The organism is Dickeya oryzae (genome assembly GCF_020406815.2).
Classification (GTDB): domain Bacteria; phylum Pseudomonadota; class Gammaproteobacteria; order Enterobacterales; family Enterobacteriaceae; genus Dickeya; species Dickeya oryzae.
On the sequence record NZ_CP162670.1, the window covers coordinates 1,764,254 to 1,782,077 of the forward strand.

A 17,824-nucleotide genomic window follows, 5' to 3' on the forward strand; every position below is an offset into this window, starting at 1 on the left:
ATGAACAACCTTAATCATGATGCTTTGTCCAGAATGATAAGCGAAAAAGCAGCCCTGCATGGGTTACTGAATTGTCTTATCAAAGAGTTCGCCATACCGGAAGGGTATGTGCGATATGAATGGCCAGACGAAATGAAAGGGATCCCGCCGGGGGCCTATTTTGATGGTGCGGACTGGAAAGGTATTCCGATGGTTATCGGTGTGCCCGACTCACTGCAATTATTTGTCATGGTGGACCGCCGTGATACGTTCGGCAGTCAGCACTATCTGTCTGATGTCTATCTGCGCCAGTCACAAGGCGACTGGCACTGCCCCGATTTTGAACGTGTGATTGCCCGCATACTGGCAGCCTGCGAACACATTGCCGGGAGAAAAAACCCGGAACTGTACGAGCAGATTCTGCAGAGCAGGCAATTGGTCGGTGCGATTGTCAGCCACAACCAGCGCCAGCAAACAGACGCACCGCTGCAACACTATTTGCACAGCGAGCAAGGGTTGTGGTTCGGCCACCCCAGCCACCCTGCGCCCAAGGCACGCCTGTGGCCTGCACATCTCGGCCAGGAGCAGTGGGCACCGGAATTTCAGGCCAGGGCGGCGTTGCATCAGTTCGAGGTGCCAACAGAAGGCTTACACATCGGTGCCAACGGCCTGACACCGCAACAGGTGCTGGAGGGATTTGCTGATCAAGGCCCGGCGGCACCGGGGCGCGCCATCATCTGTATGCATCCGGTACAGGCACAACTGTTTATGCAGGACGCCCGCGTACAGCAGTTATTACAAAACGAGGTGATCCGCGATCTGGGGCAAAGCGGGCGTGTCGCCAGCCCGACCGCGTCTATCCGCACCTGGTTTATCGAAGACCATGATTACTTTATCAAAGGCTCGCTGAACGTACGGATCACCAACTGCGTGCGTAAAAATGCCTGGTACGAGCTGGAAAGCACGGTGCTGATCGACCGGCTGTTCCGCCAGTTACTGGCGCAGCAGGCCGATACGCTGGGTGGGTTGACGGCGGCGGCCGAACCGGGTGTGGTGAGCTGGAGCCCGGTCGGTGTCAGCGAATCGGATCAATACTGGTTTCGCGAGCAAACCGGCGGCATTCTGCGTGAGAACTTCTGTCGCCGTACCGGTGCGCAGCACAGCATCATGGCCGGTACGCTGTTTGCCCGTGGCGTCGATTTACAGCCGATGATTCATACTTTCCTGCGCACACACTACGGTGCGGCACTGGATGACAACGCGTTGTTGTACTGGTTTGACGACTATCAGACGCGGTTACTGCGCCCGGTATTGTCACTGTTCTTCAATCACGGTGTGGTGATGGAACCGCATCTGCAAAATAGCGTGCTGGTGCATCAACAAGGGCGACCACATCAGGTGTTGCTGCGCGATTTCGAAGGGGTGAAGCTGACCGACGATCGCGGTATCCACGCAATTCCTGACGATATACACCCCCGCGTGCGCCAGTCGTTGCTGTATTCCCGCGAGCAGGGCTGGAACCGCATCATGTACTGCCTGTTCATCAACCACCTGTCAGAAGCCATTCTGGCGTTGAGTCATGGTCGTGCCCATCTGGCACCGCTGATGTGGCAACGGGTCCGACAGCAGCTGCGTGCCATTCAGGCGGAACTGCGCCAACCGGCACCGGAGCTGGAAGCGCTGATCGCCGGTGAGACGGTGGCATGCAAAACCAACCTCAAGGTGCGGCTGGCAGCCGAGGCCGATCGTCAGGCCAGCTACGTCCAGTTGCCGTCCCCCTGGGGCGAGACTGCGCACCAGAGTAAGGTGACAGGCTACGGCGAAGCGTGGCATACGGCGGGACGTCGGCATGATTCGCTCGCGCAGGGTGAGGTACAGCAGCATGAGGTGCAGCATGGGTAAGCTGCCACAGCCTGTTCGCCAGCTGATCGTTCGCCTGCAACAGCAGCACCGCGATCCGCTGGCCGCGTTTGTCTATGACCTGGCGGCGTTGCGTCAACACGTCAGCGAGGTGATGGCAGCGTTGCCACCCGGCGTCGAACTCTATTACGCCATCAAGGCCAACAGCGAAAAACCGATTCTGGATGCCATCGCACTGCTGGTTCATGGGTTTGAGATTTCCTCCGGCGGGGAAATCGACCGTGTGGCCGGGTGCGCAACCGCGAAACCGTTTGTGTTCTCCGGGCCGGGCAAGCTGGATTCTGATTTTGATCTGGCGCTGGAACACGGGGTGGAGGCGGTCCATGTGGAAAGCCGTCATGAGATAGCCCGCCTGCAACAGCGAGCGCAGCAACACGGCGTGGTTCAGCCGGTGTTCATCCGTATCAACCCGGAACTGGCGTCGTCGCTGACCAGCAAACTGGCGATGGCCGGTACGCCGACACCGTTCGGCATGGATGAGGCAGACCTGCCGGATGCGGTGCGTGACGTGGATAACGCCAGCCACCTGCAACTCAAAGGGTTCCACGTGCATGCCATGTCGCACCAGATGAGTGTGGAGCGGCACCAGCAATTGCTGGATCTATATCTGACGCGCTGGCCGCAGTGGAAAGCGCTGTCTGCCCATCCACAACAGATTACCCATCTCAATGTCGGTGGTGGCATCGGTGTGCCGTACCTGACGCCGGAGCGTTTCGACTGGTCAGCATTGTGTGACTACTTGCGTGTGCGGCTGGCGCAACAGCCGGATGTGCCGGTGGTTCGCTTTGAACCGGGGCGGTTTATCAGCGCGTATTGTGGCTATTACGCCATCGAAGTGTTGGATAAGAAACGCAGCCACGGTAAGCATTTTCTGGTGTGTCGCGGCGGTACGCATCAGTTCCGCCTGCCGGTGGCGCAAGGGCATGACCACCCCGTTATCCATCTGTCACTGGCTCCTGCACAGCCAGCAGGGGAAACGCGCGACTGGACAGTCGTCGGCCAGCTCTGTACGCCGAAAGATGTACTCAGCCGTGACCAGCGCCTGACCGACGTGAATATCGGTGACCTGCTGGTGCTGCCGTTGGCAGGGGCCTATGGCTACAACATTTCGCATGCCGATTTTCTGTGTCACCCCCGTCCTGCGCAGTATTTCATCACCGACGCTGGGGTTATCACGGCGGACGGTACGAACGTAGACATAACCGGAGTGGTGGACCGTGTCGACTAGCGCTGTTCCTCGCTGGCTGGTGGTGGTGAATGTGCTGCTCGGTACTACGACGGTCAGCCTGAATAACAGCTCGCTGAACCCGGCATTGCCCGCGTTCATCGAGGTGTTTCACATTGGGCCGCTGCTCGCTACCTGGGTAGTGGCGGCGTTCATGGTCAGCATGGGGATGACGATGCCGTTGACCGGCTATCTCGGGCACCGGTTGGGTAACAAACCGCTCTATCTGCTGGGGGTAGCGCTGTTTATCAGCGGCTCGGTGCTGGGGATGCTGGCAGATTCCATCTCGCTGGTGATAGCCGCTCGCACGGTGCAGGGCATCGCCAGCGGGCTGATGATCCCGCTGTCGCTGACGCTGATTTTTTCGGTATACCCCAAACAGGAGCGTGGCGGTATTACCGGTATCTGGGGCGCTATCGTGATGCTGGCTCCGGCGCTGGGGCCGCTGTGCGGCGGCATCCTGCTGACGTGGTTTAGCTGGCGGTCGCTGTTTGCCATGAATATTCCCATCGGTGCACTGGCGCTATTGATGGGGCTGGTGGTGTTGCCGAAAACCACGCCCGGTGAGCGCAAGCCGTTTGATATGACCGGTTATCTGTTGGTGTCCGCCGGTATTGGTTTGCTGATGGTAGCCGCCGGGCGATTACATCATGCGGCGGCGCTGGCGAATCCACTCAACCTGCTGATGCTGTTGGTGGCAGCTGCCTGTCTGGCGACCTTTGTTCGCGTCGAACTGCGTAAACGCGAGCCGCTGCTGAACCTGCGTATTTTTCAACTGCACGGCTATCGACTGAGTGTGGTAATTGCGGTGGTGCAATCGGTCGGGATGTTCGAATGTCTGGTGTTATTACCGATGCTGGTCCAAATGGTGATGGGTTACAGCGCCGTCTGGACCGGGCTGGCGCTGCTGTGCACTGCGCTGTTCGCCAGCCTGTTCGGTAAGCTCGGCGGCAACCTGCTCGACCGCCACGGCCCGGCGCGGGTTGTGGGGTGCGGGGTGCTATTGACCGCGCTGGCGACCATCGGGTTAGGCATGGTGGGTGCGCAGTCATCCATTGGCGTGGTGTTTGGCTGGATGATACTGCGCGGCATCGGGCTAGGGTTGTCCTACATGCCGGTCACTACCGCCGGGTTGAATGTACTGCCGGAAACGCTGGTCACCCAGGGGGCGGCGATGAACAACATTTCACGGCGTCTGGTGTCATCGCTGGCGATCGTGGTGGCGTCGCTGTACCTCGAATTTCGGCTGGCGGGCAGCGGGCTGGCACAGGAGGCTGCGCGTGCCGCCGCCATCAGCGAGACCTTTATGGCTACCGGCATACTGATCGTGCTGGCGCTGCCCTGTGCCTTGCGTTTCCCCTCGGGCAGTGACGAGACAGCGGCCAACGCATTGTTGGCCGGGGCTTCACCACCTCACACCGGTACAGGTGAGATGCGCTGAGGCACACAGGTACTGGGTTGACGACTGCCACGTCATTTTGACTGGCAACGTTATTTTTACTGACAAGGTTAAGAGACTGTATGGAAACATTATCCCCCGTCGTATTGCAGGGTATCGCCTGTGACTGGCTGTTGCAGATGGATGCGCAGCGTTATCAGCTGGTAGAACAGCGCGTGGTCGGGCAACTGTTACAGACGTTGCTGTACGAAGAGGTGTTGCCTTATCACTGCACGGACATGGGCGAGGGTAACAGCCAGTTTGTGATAACCGGCCGTGATGCGCAGCAACAACCGGTGGAATACCGCTGTAATGGATTATTGAGCGACAGCTTTGCGCTGATTCGTCTGGATTACGCCAGTGTGCAGCGCGTTGATGCCAGCGGCAATGCGCAGTCACCCAACCTGCACCTGATGCTGGAAGAACTGCTGGGTGAGCAGGAGAACAACCCGTTTTTGACGCGTTTTGTGCAGGAACTGGAGCAGACGCAACTAAAAGATTTGCAGTCGCGCGCACAGGATTACCACCCCGGCAAGCCAGCGCATCAGCTCAGTTTCGATGAGCTGGAGCGCCACTTCATGGATGCACACAGCTACCACCCCTGCTACAAGTCGCGCATCGGTTTTAGCCTGCAGGATAACGCGCAATGGGGGCCGGAGTTCGGCCAGCCTTTCGCCATCGTCTGGCTGGCGTTGTCGAAGCAACGCGCCTCAGCCAACCAGTCGATTAAGCTGAATCTGGATGACTTCCTGCTCACTGAGTTTGGTGAAGCGCGCTGGCAGGCGTTTAGCGAGCAACTGGCGCGTCAGGGGCGAAAAGCGCAGGACTATCAATTGATCCCGGTGCACCCGTGGCAGTGGAAGAACGTGATTGCGCCGGTGTTTTACCCGGAGTTGGTCAGCGGCGAGCTGATTTACCTCGGTGATTCTGACGACCGCTGGCAGGCGCAACAGTCGATTCGCACGCTGGCGAACGTCACCGAAAAAACACGGCCGTACGTCAAGCTGGCGATGAGTATGACTAACACCTCCAGCACCCGTATTCTGGCACGGCACACGGTGATGAACGGGCCTATCATCACCGACTGGCTACAACAGCTGATCGATACCGACCAGACTGCCCGCAACCTGAAGTTTGTGATCCTCGGCGAAGTCGCCGGGGTGAGCTTTGATACCCAGAACTTACCCGCCACCCGCATGGCGCAAGCCTATGGCGTGATGGGTGCCATCTGGCGTGAAAGCATCCATCAGTATCTGCAACCGGGTGAACAGGCGGTGCCGTTTAACGGCTTAAGCCATGTCGAACACCGCTACGACGGCGGCGAGCAGGCCCCATTTATCGACGCCTGGATTCGCCAATACGGGCTGGAAACCTGGACTCGCCAACTGCTGGAAGTGACGGTTTCCCCCATCATTCACATGTTGTACGCCGAAGGCATCGGCATGGAGTCGCACGGCCAGAATATTGTGCTGGTGGTGCGTGATGGCTGGCCGCAGCGCATCGCACTGAAAGATTTCCACGACGGGGTGCGCTATTCGCCGGACCATCTGGCACGCCCGGCGATGCGACCGGATCTGGTGCCGTTACCGGCCAGCCACGCCAAAATCAACCGTAACTCCTTCATCCTGACCGATGACGTTGAGGCGGTGCGCGATTTCACCTGCGATTCGTTCTTCTTTATTTGTCTGGCGGAAATGGCGGTATTCCTGCGCCAGCATTATCAGCTGCCGGAAGCACGTTTCTGGCAAATGACGGCGGAGGTGGTGTTGGGTTATCAGGCCGCACACCCACAGCATCGTACGCGTTATGCGCTGTTTGACGTGTTTGCACCGACCTACGAGGTGGAAGAACTGACGAAACGCCGGTTACTGGGCGACGGTGAACGCCGCTTTAAATCGGTGCCGAACCCCCTGCATCCGTTCGGGCCGTCGTCATGCTAAGAACCAACCATCTCAAGCGCAAGCTGGCGGCCGGTACGCCGGTCTATGGGTTAATCGCCTCGATACCCTCGCCGGTATCGGTGGAGTTGATCGCCGAAGCCGGGTTCGATTTCGTGATTATCGATACCGAACACGTGCTGATTAACCCGGAAACGGTGGAAAACATGATCCGGGTGGCAGAGAGCTATGCGCTCACGCCGCTGGTACGGGTGGCGGACGCCAACCCTAAAACCATGCTGCGGCTGCTGGATGGTGGCGCGCAGGGCATTGTGCTGCCGATGGTAGAGCAGGCTGAGCAGGTGCAGGCGGCGGTACGCGCCTGCTATTACCACCCGCAAGGCGAGCGCAGTCTCAACAGTGGCCGCCCCGGTGCTTTCGGTAAGCACAGTCTGGCGGAATACGTCACGCTGGCGAACCGGGAAATCCTGCTGGTGGCGATGATCGAAAGCGCCGAGGGCGTGCGTCAGGCGAAGGCGATCGCCGCGGTCGAGGGGCTGGACATGATACTGGAGGGCGCGGCGGATCTCTCTCAGTCGCTGGGTATGCCGTGGCAGACCGCGGCCGCCCCGGTGCAGGCCGCGCTGGCCGAGGTGCGTTTTGCCGCCGAGGTGCACGGGGTGTGCTATTGCGCCATCCCCCGCCAGCCTGACGATCATGCCCGCTGGCGTGAGCAAGGTGTGCGCGCATTTGTTTTGGGCGACGAGCGCGGCATCGCGTTTCGCGCGTTACAGGCCAGACTGGCCGCAACGATTTCAGCAGAAGGACAGTAATCCAATGGAAAGTCATGTGATGAAAAATACGTCTCACTATAAGGATGCCAGCGACAGTGTGATGCAGGATCTGGTGGATTGCCTGTTGGCCGAAGAATTTTTTGGTGCCCAGCCGTTGGCGTTGTATACCGCCGATGAATGGCACCAGCAGTACGGGCAGTCGTCACCGTTCGGTGCGCTGGAGAGCACGGCCCGTCTGTGGCGCTGGTGCAGCGATGAGCGTGAACAGCGGCATCTGGTGGTGGCGCTGCGCCCTGGCATTACCCAGCGCTGGGAAAAAGTACCGGACACGGTGGTGTATGCCTGGCAGCAGGGCGGTAACGACTGGCAGGCGCTGGAACCGGAAAGTTTCATGCATCTGGTCTTCGCCGGGCAGCGCAGTAACGAAGACAACAGTGCAGAAGACAACAGCGGGGACGGTAATGCCAAAGGGCAGGCGCTGTTTCTGGATGTGCTTAATACCAGCGTGGAGCAGACCGCGCTCTCACGCGAGCACCGCATCGATACCGACGAACTGCTCGCGCGCGGCAACGCTGATTTCTTCCACGTCATGGAACAGTGGGCTTCGCTGCGCGACCGCCCGTATCACCCGACCGCGAAAGCCAAACAGGGACTGAGTGCCGAAGAGTACCGTCGTTACGTGGCAGAGTTCGCCACGCCAGTGGCACTGAACTGGGTGGCGGTGGCAAAAGACAAGCTGCAATGTGGCGATGGGATTCACAACACGGTTGACCAGTACCCGGCACACTACCTGCTACCACAGGCGGAGCAGGCGGCGCTGCAACAGGAACTGGCGACACGCGGCATTGCTGACACCCACATCGCTTTGCCAGTGCACCCGTGGCAGTTCGATCATATTCTGGAAACCCAGTTGGGCGAAGCGTTTCGCAACGGTGACTGCCAGCGGCTGGATTTCTGTGCCGCTCGCTACCTGCCGACCTCGTCATTGCGTTCCATGACGCCGTGTTTTGCCAGCGCGGACTACCTCAAGCTGCCGATGGCGGTGTACTCGCTGGGGGCGTCACGCTATTTGCCCGCAGTGAAAATGATCAACGGCGGGTTAAGTGAAGCGTTGTTGCGACAGGCGCGCGACAAAGACGCGGTATTACAGCAGCGACTGTATCTGTGTGATGAAGGCAAATGGTGGGCGTTTATGCCGCCGCAGGCCACCCTGTTTGATGAAGCGCCACGTCACCTGTCGGCGATGGTACGCAGTTATCCGCGTGAACTGTTTGATGACCCGGATTACCGCCTGCTGCCGATGGCGGCATTAGGGACGCCGTTACCGGGTAGCCGTCGTCACTTCTTTGACGACTGGCTGGCGTATCGCGGTTTAGCGGCGAATGCCGAGTCGGTATTGACACTGTTTGCCGAGCTTTGCCATTGTTTCTTCGATATTAATTTCCGCATGTTCCGCTTAGGGATGCTGGGTGAGATTCACGGGCAGAACGCGGTGCTGGTGTGGAAAGCCGGTCAGGCCCACGGCCTGTTGCTGCGCGACCACGATTCACTGCGTATTCATGTGCCGACGCTGGAACAACACGGTATGCAGGACCCGGTGTACCGCATCAAACAAGGCCATGCCAATACGCTTTACCACGAACGTCTGGACGACCTGCTGTTCTGGCTGCAAACGCTGGGGATTCAGGTCAACATGCGGGCGATCATTGACACGCTGTCGCTGACCTATGATCTGGATGCCGCAACGCTGTGGGGCGTGATGCGCACTGAAATCAATGGGGCGATTGGCCGTGCCGGTTTCGCGACTGATACGCAAGCGATGCTGAAAACCCGCTTGTTTGACGCACCCAACTGGCCTCAGAAACTGCTGATCACCCCGATGATTGCCCGCGCCGGTGGGCCGGGGAGTATGCCGTTCGGCAAGGGAGAGGTGATTAACCCGTTTCAGGCAATCATTGGTAAATAGATGGCCATTAACTTTTTAGTGACGGGCTTTGCGGGATATACGCTGGTTTTTGGGCGTTGAAACTGTGCTGAGGTGGGCGACTTCGCCGGGTGAGCGGCAGGGACGCCGCGAAAGCCCGTGCCGCGTCTGGAACGCGTCACGGGAGGCCCGAACAGCGAAGGCGAACGCCGAAGGCACCGCGTTAGCGGCACAGTTTAGCCCTTAGCCAGTGGTCAAGGAGAGGCGGCGTTTGAGCCTCTCCTTGTCGTGCGTGCGATGAAGTTGCAAAGGATTCACTCAGTTTATCAAGCACGAAATGTCGCACGGCCCCGGCATAGTTCACCGGCAACAAAAATAATACGGCTGTTTATTAACAGCGCTAACTGTCTGTCAACAGTTCAACCTGTAAGGTAGATCACATCGAATCGTGAATGAGTATTTAATTTCGCGCCGCCGATTGCTGCGGTGGTCGTTAAGTCTGTTGCCGCTGGGGCTTTCCCGGCCTGCGCTGGCTCAGTCGTTGTTAGTGCCGCAACGGGTTATCACCCTGTTTCAGGGCGCGACGGATACCGCCGTGGCGCTGGGGGTGACACCTGCCGGTGTGGTGGATTCGTGGAGCGAGAAGCCCATGTACCGCTACCTGCGTCCGGCGCTGGCCGGGGTGCCGCATGTGGGGCTGGAAACCCAACCCAGTCTGGAAGATATCGTGCTGTTAAAGCCCGATACCATCGTCGCTTCGCGTTTTCGCCACCAGCGACTGGAGCCACTGCTGTCGCAGATTGCACCGGTGGTGATGCTCGATGAAATCTACCAGTTCAAGAAAACGGTACAGGTAATGGGGCAGGCGCTGGGACGTCAGGCGGTGGCCGACACCCTGTTGCAGCACTGGCAGCAGCGGGTGAACGGGCTGCGTGAGCAGTTGCAACGCCGCTTTGGCAGCGGCTGGCCGCCCACCGTGTCAATACTGGATATCCGCGAAGATCATATCCGCAGCTATTTACCTAACAGCTTTCCCGGCTCGGTAGTGAGCGAATTGGGGTTTGGCTGGAGTGATGCCAGCCGCGCCCAACCAGGGGTGTCCCTCAAGCTGACCAGCAAAGAGAGCATCCCGGTGGTGGATGCCGATATCTTTTTCATTTTTCTGCGCTCTGAGAGCCCCGCCGTGCAACGCAACTATGAATCGCTGATCCGTCATCCGCTGTGGCAACAACTGCGAGCGCCGCAGCGACGTCAGGTGTGGGTGGTCAATGGCGTCACCTGGAGCCTGTCCGGCGGTATTCTGGGGGCGAACATGATGCTCGATGATATCGCCCGGGTGACCGGTATCACCGGAGGTCTGTCATGAGCCATGTCGTGAGAGTCCGCATGAAGCAGATGGCACCGGCTCAGGTGCTGGCGGGTGGTGCGGTGTGTCTGCTGGCGCTGGCGTTTCTGAGCCTGATGGTCGGGCCGATAGCGATTGCGCCATCGCAGGTGTTCGGGGCGTTGTGGCATCCGGACCCACTGAACGTGAATCATATTCTGGTCACCTCGACGCGCCTGTCGCGCACGCTGATAGCTATCGTGGTGGGGGCCAGTCTGGCGGTGGCGGGGGCCTTGATGCAGGTACTGACCCGTAATCCACTGGCATCGCCGGGGCTGTTCGGTATTAACGCTGGCGCGATGTTTTGCCTGATTGTCTGTGTGTCGCTGTTTCCCAAGGTGGCGATGTCGGTGTGGCTGTGGTCGGCATTTGCTGGCGCGGCGCTGGCAGGTTGTCTGGTATGGCTGATTGGCACCATGGGCAAAGGCAGCCTGAACCCGCTGCGCATGGTGCTGGCGGGAGCGGCTATCACCGCCATGTTCGCGGCTTTTAGTCAGGGAATGCTGGTGGTCAATCAGGAAGGACTGGATACGGTGCTGTTCTGGCTGGCCGGTTCGGTGGCTGATCGCGAGCTGGCGACGGTATTGCCGTTGATGGGGTATTGTCTGGCGGCGCTGGTCGCCAGCCTATTGCTGGCAGGGCAGGTTAACGTGCTGAATGCCGGTGAAGCTATCGCCCGAGGTCTGGGGCAACGCACCGGACGCATCCGACTGTTGATGAGTCTGCTGGTGATTGTGCTGGCCGGTGGTGCGGTGGCGATGGCGGGCAGCATTGGCTTTATCGGTCTGATTGTGCCGCATATGGTTCGAAAACTGTTGCCTGCCGACCACCGTTGGCTGCTGCCCGGCTGCGCGCTATTAGGGGCTGCGTTATTGCTCCTGGCGGATATTCTGGCGCGGGTGGTGATTGTGCCTCAGGAGGTGCCGGTCGGGGTGATGACGGCGCTATTCGGTGCCCCGTTCTTTATTGTGCTGCTGCGGCGCGGAGGTCGGCATGGATAAGCGCGAAGGCAGGGATTCGGTGCTGGTGTGGCGACAAGGGCCGTTTTCCCGCCAGATTAACCTGACCAGCGTTGGACGCATCGCACTGGCGCTGATACTGGTGCTGGCGGTGATGGTGATATCACTTGGCATCGGCAAGCTGATGCTGTCGCCGTGGGAGGTGTTGCAGGCGTTAGTCTCGTCACAGTCAGAGGGCGCGACGCTTATCGTTCAGCAATTACGCTTGCCGCGGGTGCTGCTGGCGGCACTGGTTGGTGGCGCACTGGCGGTGTCCGGGCTGATTTTACAGGCGATGATTCGAAACCCGCTGGCGTCACCGGATATTCTGGGCATTACCAGCGGTGCCAGCGCCGCAGCGGTGTTCTATCTGGCGTTTCTCACCGGTACGCTGGGGGCGCACTACCTGCCACTGGCGGCGATGACCGGGGCCGGCGTGGCCGCGCTGGCGGTGTATTGGCTGGCGTGGCAATCGGGTGTATCGCCGCAGCGGCTGGTGTTGACCGGTGTGGGGGTATCGGCACTGTTGGTGGCGGCGACCACCTTTATGCTGGTGTTCAGCCCGCTGACGACCACGCTTTCGGCGTATGTCTGGCTGACCGGCAGCGTCTACGGTGCCAGTTGGCGTGAAACCCGAGAACTGGGTATCTGGCTACTGCTGATGGTGCCGTGGCTGGTGTGGCTGGCGCGTCAGGTGCGGGTGCAGCAACTGGACGATGGGCTGGCGCAGGGCATCGGTGTGCGGGTGCAGGGGCTGCGCCTGGCGTTGTTGCTGCTCAGTGTGGCGCTGGCCGGTGCGGCGATCGCCTGGGGTGGGGCGATGGCGTTCGTCGGGCTTATCGCTCCCCATATCGCTAAACGGCTGGTGGCACCGACCTTTGCCGGGCAGGCGACGATGGCGTTTCTGTGTGGCGCTGTATTGGTGATGATGGCGGATCTGTGTGGACGCACGCTGTTTTTGCCGCTGGATCTGCCCGCCGGGATTTTCGTTTCGGCGCTGGGCGCGCCGTTCTTTTTATATTTACTGATCAAACAACGTCATTAAGGAAACGGATGATGACCGCCATTACCAGCCGGGAACTGACCCTCGGCTATGCCAGCCAGACGATTATCGACAATCTGGATATACAGTTGCCAAAGGGCAAAGTGTCGGTACTGATAGGCAGCAACGGGTGCGGCAAAAGCACACTGCTTAAGTCTTTCGCCCGCTTGCTTAAGCCACTCAGTGGCTCGGTCATCCTCAATGGTGAGGATATTCACCGTCAGTCTACCGCCGAGGTGGCGCGCGCGTTGGCGATTTTGCCGCAGATGCCGGATGCGCCGGAAGGCATTACCGTGAAGCAGTTGGTCAGCCTGGGACGCTATCCCTACCAGAACTGGTTACAGCAGTGGTCACAGGAAGACGAGCGGATGGTAAACCGTGCGCTGGTGCAAACCGGCACCGACGGGCTGGCGGACCGACCGGTAGATGCGTTATCCGGCGGTCAACGCCAACGGGTGTGGATCGCTATGACGCTGGCACAGGACACCGAGGTGGTGCTGCTGGATGAACCCACGACCTTTCTCGACCTGGCGCACCAGATTGAAGTGCTGGATTTGCTGCGTGAGTTGAACCGTCAACACGGGAAAACCATCATCATGGTACTGCACGATCTCAATCTGGCGTGCCGTTACGCCGACCATATGGTGGCGGTGCATAACCGTACCGCCTTCGCGCAGGGGGCACCGGCGGCAATTCTGGACGAAGCGCTGGTGAAAACCGTATTTAATCTGGACTGCCGTATTATTGCTGATCCGTTTTTCCACACACCGTTATGCATTCCATTTGGCCGTGAAAAACCGCATGAAACAATGGCAGGCAATGGCCCGTCGGATGACTGGCATGGGCAGGTGGCAGGATGAATTATCATATTCTTCCCCGCGTCTCGCCGCTTAGCGATGAACTGCTGGCAGGCTATCGCCATGTCGGCACCTCCACACTGGGACATTTGACGGAACAGGGGTATTTGCCGGGTATCCGGCCGTTACTGGCGGATGTGCAGATGGTTGGCAACGTGGTGACGGTAAAACTGTGTCCGCCGGATGGCGGTGTACTGCGTGAGGCATTGTTACTGAGCCAACCCGGCGATGTGCTGGTGATTGATGCGTCGGATGAAGAGGAACGCGCCTGTTGGGGGGAACTGCGCACGCTGGCAGCCAAAGTGAAAGGGCTGGCGGGGGTGGTCGTAGCCGGTGACGTGACGGATTCACGTGCGCTACGCAAGCTGGGCTTGCCGGTGTTCTGCAAAGGCGTCAGCGCCATTACCACCCGCACACTGGGATGTGCCGGTGCCGTCAACGTACCGGTCACGATTGCCGGGGTGACGGTGCATCCCGGCGATATGGCGATAGGCGATGACGACGGCGTGTTTATCCTGAGCCCCTCAGCCGCCCGTGACTGGCTGGAGGCGGCACAACACAAAGAACTCGCGGATGCAGAACGGCGGGAGGTGTTGTGGCAAAAATTACCGGAGTGCATCTCCTGCATCGATAAACAGTGACTATTGGATTTATTTGTGTAAGTGTAAAATACTGATGTAATTCTTGTGAAATTAATCCTTTATTCTACATTAGCCCCTATTCTAGGGGCTGGTTTTTATTTTCTATAAAGAAGAATATCTGTGATACCTATCTTATATCTTCAGGGTCGTCAATAATAAAATCTTCTGCTGGCTTAACGGTTTTTTCTATAACATTGTGGCCATATTTTCTTGCTAAGAATCTTTCTCGATATAAGTAGTATGCTGCATTGCAAACATTGCTTGTGAAATAAGCGTTGAACCCTCCACCAACAACTGCACCAGAAACAGGAACAACTTGAGCTAACTTTGCCTTAGTGAGCCTTATTCCTAATATTTTAGATATTTGTTGAATTACTTGAACAAAGGCATGCTTGTTTAATTCATCCCATGTCTTTTTCTTTGCTACATCTTGTGATATTTTTAATAATTGTGCCATTGCTAAATTCTTTGAAATGTCAGATGGGGATGAAGCTAATCCCAATAGATTGAATGCATATAATCTTTCTTCTTGGTTATCAATATCAAAACCATAATAAGTTGCATATTCGCCAATTGCGCGTAAGCTTAGTGTCACTATTAGTGGTATATCAATAAACAAACCTGGTAATCCAATAGTACCCGTGCCAGCTCCTTGAGTAAGAGCCAATCCTTTATATTTTGCACCTAAAAAACCAACGGTTTTATCTATATTTTCAAGTGGGAGAGAGTGTATGTCATTATGAGATTTGATGTGGTGATGGCCATCATCACGAAACTCTTCAAAAATTGATTCAGGTCTTACACTCCATTGAGCAGCATCATTACATACTCCCACTAGTCCGTTAATGGATTTTTTTATCACGTCACCAATAGTGTCGTTATCTAATATCAGATCCCCCACGTAGTCTAAAGGTTTATTTATAACGCTTAATGCTTTGTCGAACCATGTTAATTGTGGGTTTTTCCATGCGTGTATTTCTTCTAGCGCTCGTTTTTCATAATCATTCATTTTATATGTGCGTCCATATTTATAATAAAAGGTTATTTCCCCTAGGAAGAGGATTGACTAAGATGGATTTAATGCTGTAAAAATAATAACAAAAAATAACTATTAAAGTGTTGGTTTATTTATATTGCATAGGGCAGTTAAATCCACGTCAATGCAGGGTATTTTATAAATAAAGGAAGATCAACGAATTGATGATATTTGTACTAATGCCGTCAGATCAAAGGCTCGATACCTGCTGCGCTGCAGTCATCCAGATATTCACGTAGTGAAATCTCACCTTCTTTTTTCAGCCCTTGAATGCTGTTCGATACAAAATCACAATAGCCAGTCAGACCAAGAAACCTGCCACGAAATGCGCCAAGTTATGGCTCATAGCTGATAACAGCCGGTTGACCCGCTATTTCAATCGTGTTTGGTGCAGATGGTTTGCTCATGACTTCACTCCTATGCTTTCAAGCCAGTCGTAGGTGATGGCGACTGGCGATACTCGTTAGCTTTTCATCCCCAAGATCAGCTATTCCGCATCCTGTACCGCGTTTCTGGCGATAGGTCGGGAGGGTAGCGCATCAACGTCTTTCTCCCACCATATCGGCGTGGTTGTGGGTGTCCCCAGCGTGACCACTTCACCCAGCATCGGTGTCAGCATAGGTAGCTGCCGCGCTTGCGCTAACTGGCTGCTGTGTTGCACCGGGTCGGCCCAGTCGTGAAACGCCAGCGTGAACATGCCCCAATGGATGGGCATGAACTGGCGGGCTTTTACGTCTTGTACCGCCTGTATGGTCTGCTCCGGGTGCATGTGTGAGTCTGGCCAGCGTTCGTTGTACTGTCCATTTTCCATGAAGGCGAGATCAAACGGACCAAAGCGTTCACCAATTTCACGGAAATGTTCGCCGTAACCAGAGTCGCCACTAAAAAAGAGACGTTCCCGTTGGCCTTCAATCACCCAGGAAGCCCACAGCGTGGTGTTGCGATCAGACATACTGCGGCCAGAAAAATGGTGCGACGGCGTGGCGGTAAAGCGAATGCCGTTAAACGTATGAGAGTGATACCAATCCAGTTCCTGAATGCGGCTGGCGTCGATCCCCCATTTTTGCAGGCGCTGACCCACTTTCAGCGGGGCGATAAAGCGGGTTGTGGTGTCACGAAAAGCACGGATGGTTTGCTCGTCGAGATGATCGTAGTGGTCGTGCGATAGCAAGATAAGGTCGATATTCGGCAGGGCTTCACGCGCCAACACGGGGGGCTGAAAGCGGCGGAACATAAAACTGAACGGCGAGACACTGGCGGAGAAGACCGGGTCTATCAGGATGCGGGTATCATCCAGATTCAGCAGCAAGGTGGAGTGCCCGAACCAGATAAATGTGAGGCGCTCATCAGCGGCGAGGAACGCCGTCAGGTTGGGGGATACCGTCGGTAACCGTTTAGCCGGTACACGCCCTTTGCGCTGAAAACCCAGCCGCCACAGCAGTGACAGGCTTTGCCACAGACCCATCCTCGGAGCCACCGACGGGCGTGGATTGAAAAAACGCCCGGTTTGCCGGTTGTAGTGTGGGGTGTCGTGTGACGTGATGGTCTCTGGCATAGGTACTCCTGACGTGCTGCATAGAGGGGATGGGCCGACAATCATAGATGTGGCTATCCGTGCTGACATGACTACGGATAGCATGCCTTGCCATACCTGTCATCGCATATGATGCGGTGCGTGAGTGGAACGGCACCACTCAGCGCGTGCCGCCCGGTCGGTGTTTACAGGTTGAATTTGCTTATCCAGGGGCTGTTTTTCTCGTTAGACCACAGATGCATCAACATATCTTTAAAGCGCTCTGCCGCTGGACTCAACGTGGAGTCTTTGCGTTGCACCACCCCGAGCGTTCTGCGCACGACGGGCTCTATCAACGGCTTACTCACTAACACATGGTGATCGTCACGCGGCATTGCCAGACTGGGCACCGCCGCAATCCCTAAACCGGCTTCTACCATACCCAGTGAGGTGGAGAGGTGGCGTACTTCATAAAACCAGTTGGGTTTCCAGGCGCTGTTTTCCAGTGCCTGTTCAATCAATAACCGGTTACCGCTGGAGCGTCTTACGCCAATCAGCGGGTAATCGGCCAGTTCTTCCCACATCACCAGTGACTTGTCTGCCAGCGGGTGGTCGCGTCTGCAGGCCAGTACAAAAGGCTCATTCACCAGCGGTATGAACTCCACATTAAAGTGTGTGACGTTGATCATATTAATACCAAAATCCGCGTCCCCGTTGAGCACGGCGTCCAGACAGTCGCTTGCGCTGTGTTCCAGTATACGAATGCGTATATTCGGGTAGTGTTCGTTGTAATTACGAATCACCGCGGGCAGGAAATAAAAAGCAGCGGTTGGAATACATGACAACGTGACGAAACCGGTTTGGTGTGAGGCCATCTCCTGAATATTCAGGATCGAGTTTTCATAAAAATCAATGAGGTTTCTTGCGTTGGGCAAAAAGCTTTTGCCGACGGCGGTCAGGCTGACCCGTCGGGTCGAACGTTCAAACAGTGCGGTGCCAAGACTCTCTTCCAGCTTTTTTATCCGCCGCGTCAACGCGGGTTGAGAAATATGCAACAACTCTGAGGCTTTCGTAAAACAACCGGTATCCGCAATTTTTACAAATGCCTTAATGCCCTGAAGCTCATGCTGCATGGGGGTTCTCTCCTGTTGACGGGGGGCTGACAAGATAATGTGTACCCGCCCCCTGATTAATGC

14 protein-coding genes and 1 pseudogene are annotated in these 17,824 nt (G+C 56.9%); 11 read left to right on the forward strand and 4 right to left on the reverse strand.

The features are described from left to right. The 11 genes from LF929_RS07645 to LF929_RS07695 all read left to right on the forward strand — a co-directional run bounded on the left by LF929_RS07645 (position 1) and on the right by LF929_RS07695 (position 14,079). Positions 1-1,881: an IucA/IucC family siderophore biosynthesis protein gene (locus LF929_RS07645; protein WP_226093403.1), complete on the forward strand. Its 1,881-nt coding sequence runs from the start codon at positions 1-3 to the stop codon at positions 1,879-1,881. Continuing rightward, positions 1,874-3,127, forward strand: a complete 1,254-nt coding sequence (locus LF929_RS07650; protein WP_226093402.1) for a type III PLP-dependent enzyme — start codon at positions 1,874-1,876, stop codon at positions 3,125-3,127. Before LF929_RS07645 ends, LF929_RS07650 begins: the two co-directional genes overlap by 8 nt. Further along, on the forward strand, positions 3,117-4,565 hold the full coding sequence (locus LF929_RS07655) for a DHA2 family efflux MFS transporter permease subunit (RefSeq protein WP_226093401.1): 1,449 nt from the start codon (positions 3,117-3,119) through the stop codon (positions 4,563-4,565). The genes LF929_RS07650 and LF929_RS07655 overlap by 11 nt, the downstream gene beginning before the upstream one ends. Positions 4,566-4,645: 80 nt before the next feature. Then, on the forward strand, positions 4,646-6,502 hold the full coding sequence (locus tag LF929_RS07660; protein WP_226093400.1) for an IucA/IucC family siderophore biosynthesis protein: 1,857 nt from the start codon (positions 4,646-4,648) through the stop codon (positions 6,500-6,502). Continuing rightward, positions 6,496-7,272 (forward strand): HpcH/HpaI aldolase/citrate lyase family protein, encoded by a 777-nt coding sequence (locus tag LF929_RS07665; RefSeq protein WP_210177525.1) that lies wholly within the window; start codon positions 6,496-6,498, stop codon positions 7,270-7,272. Before LF929_RS07660 ends, LF929_RS07665 begins: the two co-directional genes overlap by 7 nt. A gap of 19 nt (positions 7,273-7,291) precedes the next feature. Beyond that, positions 7,292-9,199, forward strand: a complete 1,908-nt coding sequence (locus tag LF929_RS07670) for an IucA/IucC family siderophore biosynthesis protein (RefSeq protein WP_226093399.1) — start codon at positions 7,292-7,294, stop codon at positions 9,197-9,199. A 406-nt stretch (positions 9,200-9,605) separates the two neighbouring features. Further along, positions 9,606-10,523, forward strand: coding sequence for an ABC transporter substrate-binding protein (locus LF929_RS07675; protein WP_210177527.1), 918 nt, complete (start codon positions 9,606-9,608; stop codon positions 10,521-10,523). Beyond that, a complete protein-coding gene (locus LF929_RS07680; protein WP_226093398.1) occupies positions 10,520-11,542 on the forward strand; it encodes an iron ABC transporter permease in 1,023 nt (340 codons plus the stop codon). Before LF929_RS07675 ends, LF929_RS07680 begins: the two co-directional genes overlap by 4 nt. After that, positions 11,535-12,584, forward strand: coding sequence for an iron chelate uptake ABC transporter family permease subunit (locus LF929_RS07685; RefSeq protein ID WP_210177528.1), 1,050 nt, complete (start codon positions 11,535-11,537; stop codon positions 12,582-12,584). Before LF929_RS07680 ends, LF929_RS07685 begins: the two co-directional genes overlap by 8 nt. Positions 12,585-12,595: 11 nt before the next feature. Then, on the forward strand, positions 12,596-13,441 hold the full coding sequence (locus tag LF929_RS07690) for an ABC transporter ATP-binding protein (RefSeq protein WP_038908462.1): 846 nt from the start codon (positions 12,596-12,598) through the stop codon (positions 13,439-13,441). Then, complete coding sequence (locus tag LF929_RS07695) at positions 13,438-14,079, forward strand: RraA family protein (RefSeq protein WP_226093397.1); 642 nt, start codon at positions 13,438-13,440, stop codon at positions 14,077-14,079. The genes LF929_RS07690 and LF929_RS07695 overlap by 4 nt, the downstream gene beginning before the upstream one ends. 127 nt (positions 14,080-14,206) lie before the next feature. Here the strand turns inward: LF929_RS07695 and LF929_RS07700 are convergent, their stop codons facing one another. From LF929_RS07700 to LF929_RS07715, 4 genes and pseudogenes are all read right to left on the reverse strand, one after another. Next, positions 14,207-15,088: an EcsC family protein gene (locus tag LF929_RS07700; protein ID WP_226093396.1), complete on the reverse strand. Its 882-nt coding sequence runs from the start codon at positions 15,086-15,088 to the stop codon at positions 14,207-14,209. A gap of 221 nt (positions 15,089-15,309) precedes the next feature. After that, a pseudogene (locus tag LF929_RS07705) lies at positions 15,310-15,522 on the reverse strand (toxin-antitoxin system HicB family antitoxin); the annotation flags it as partial. Between the two features lie 80 nt (positions 15,523-15,602). Then, on the reverse strand, positions 15,603-16,670 hold the full coding sequence (locus LF929_RS07710; protein WP_226093395.1) for an MBL fold metallo-hydrolase: 1,068 nt from the start codon (positions 16,668-16,670) through the stop codon (positions 15,603-15,605). Between the two features lie 164 nt (positions 16,671-16,834). Next, positions 16,835-17,761 (reverse strand): LysR family transcriptional regulator, encoded by a 927-nt coding sequence (locus LF929_RS07715; protein WP_210175280.1) that lies wholly within the window; start codon positions 17,759-17,761, stop codon positions 16,835-16,837. Positions 17,762-17,824: the final 63 nt, after the last annotated feature.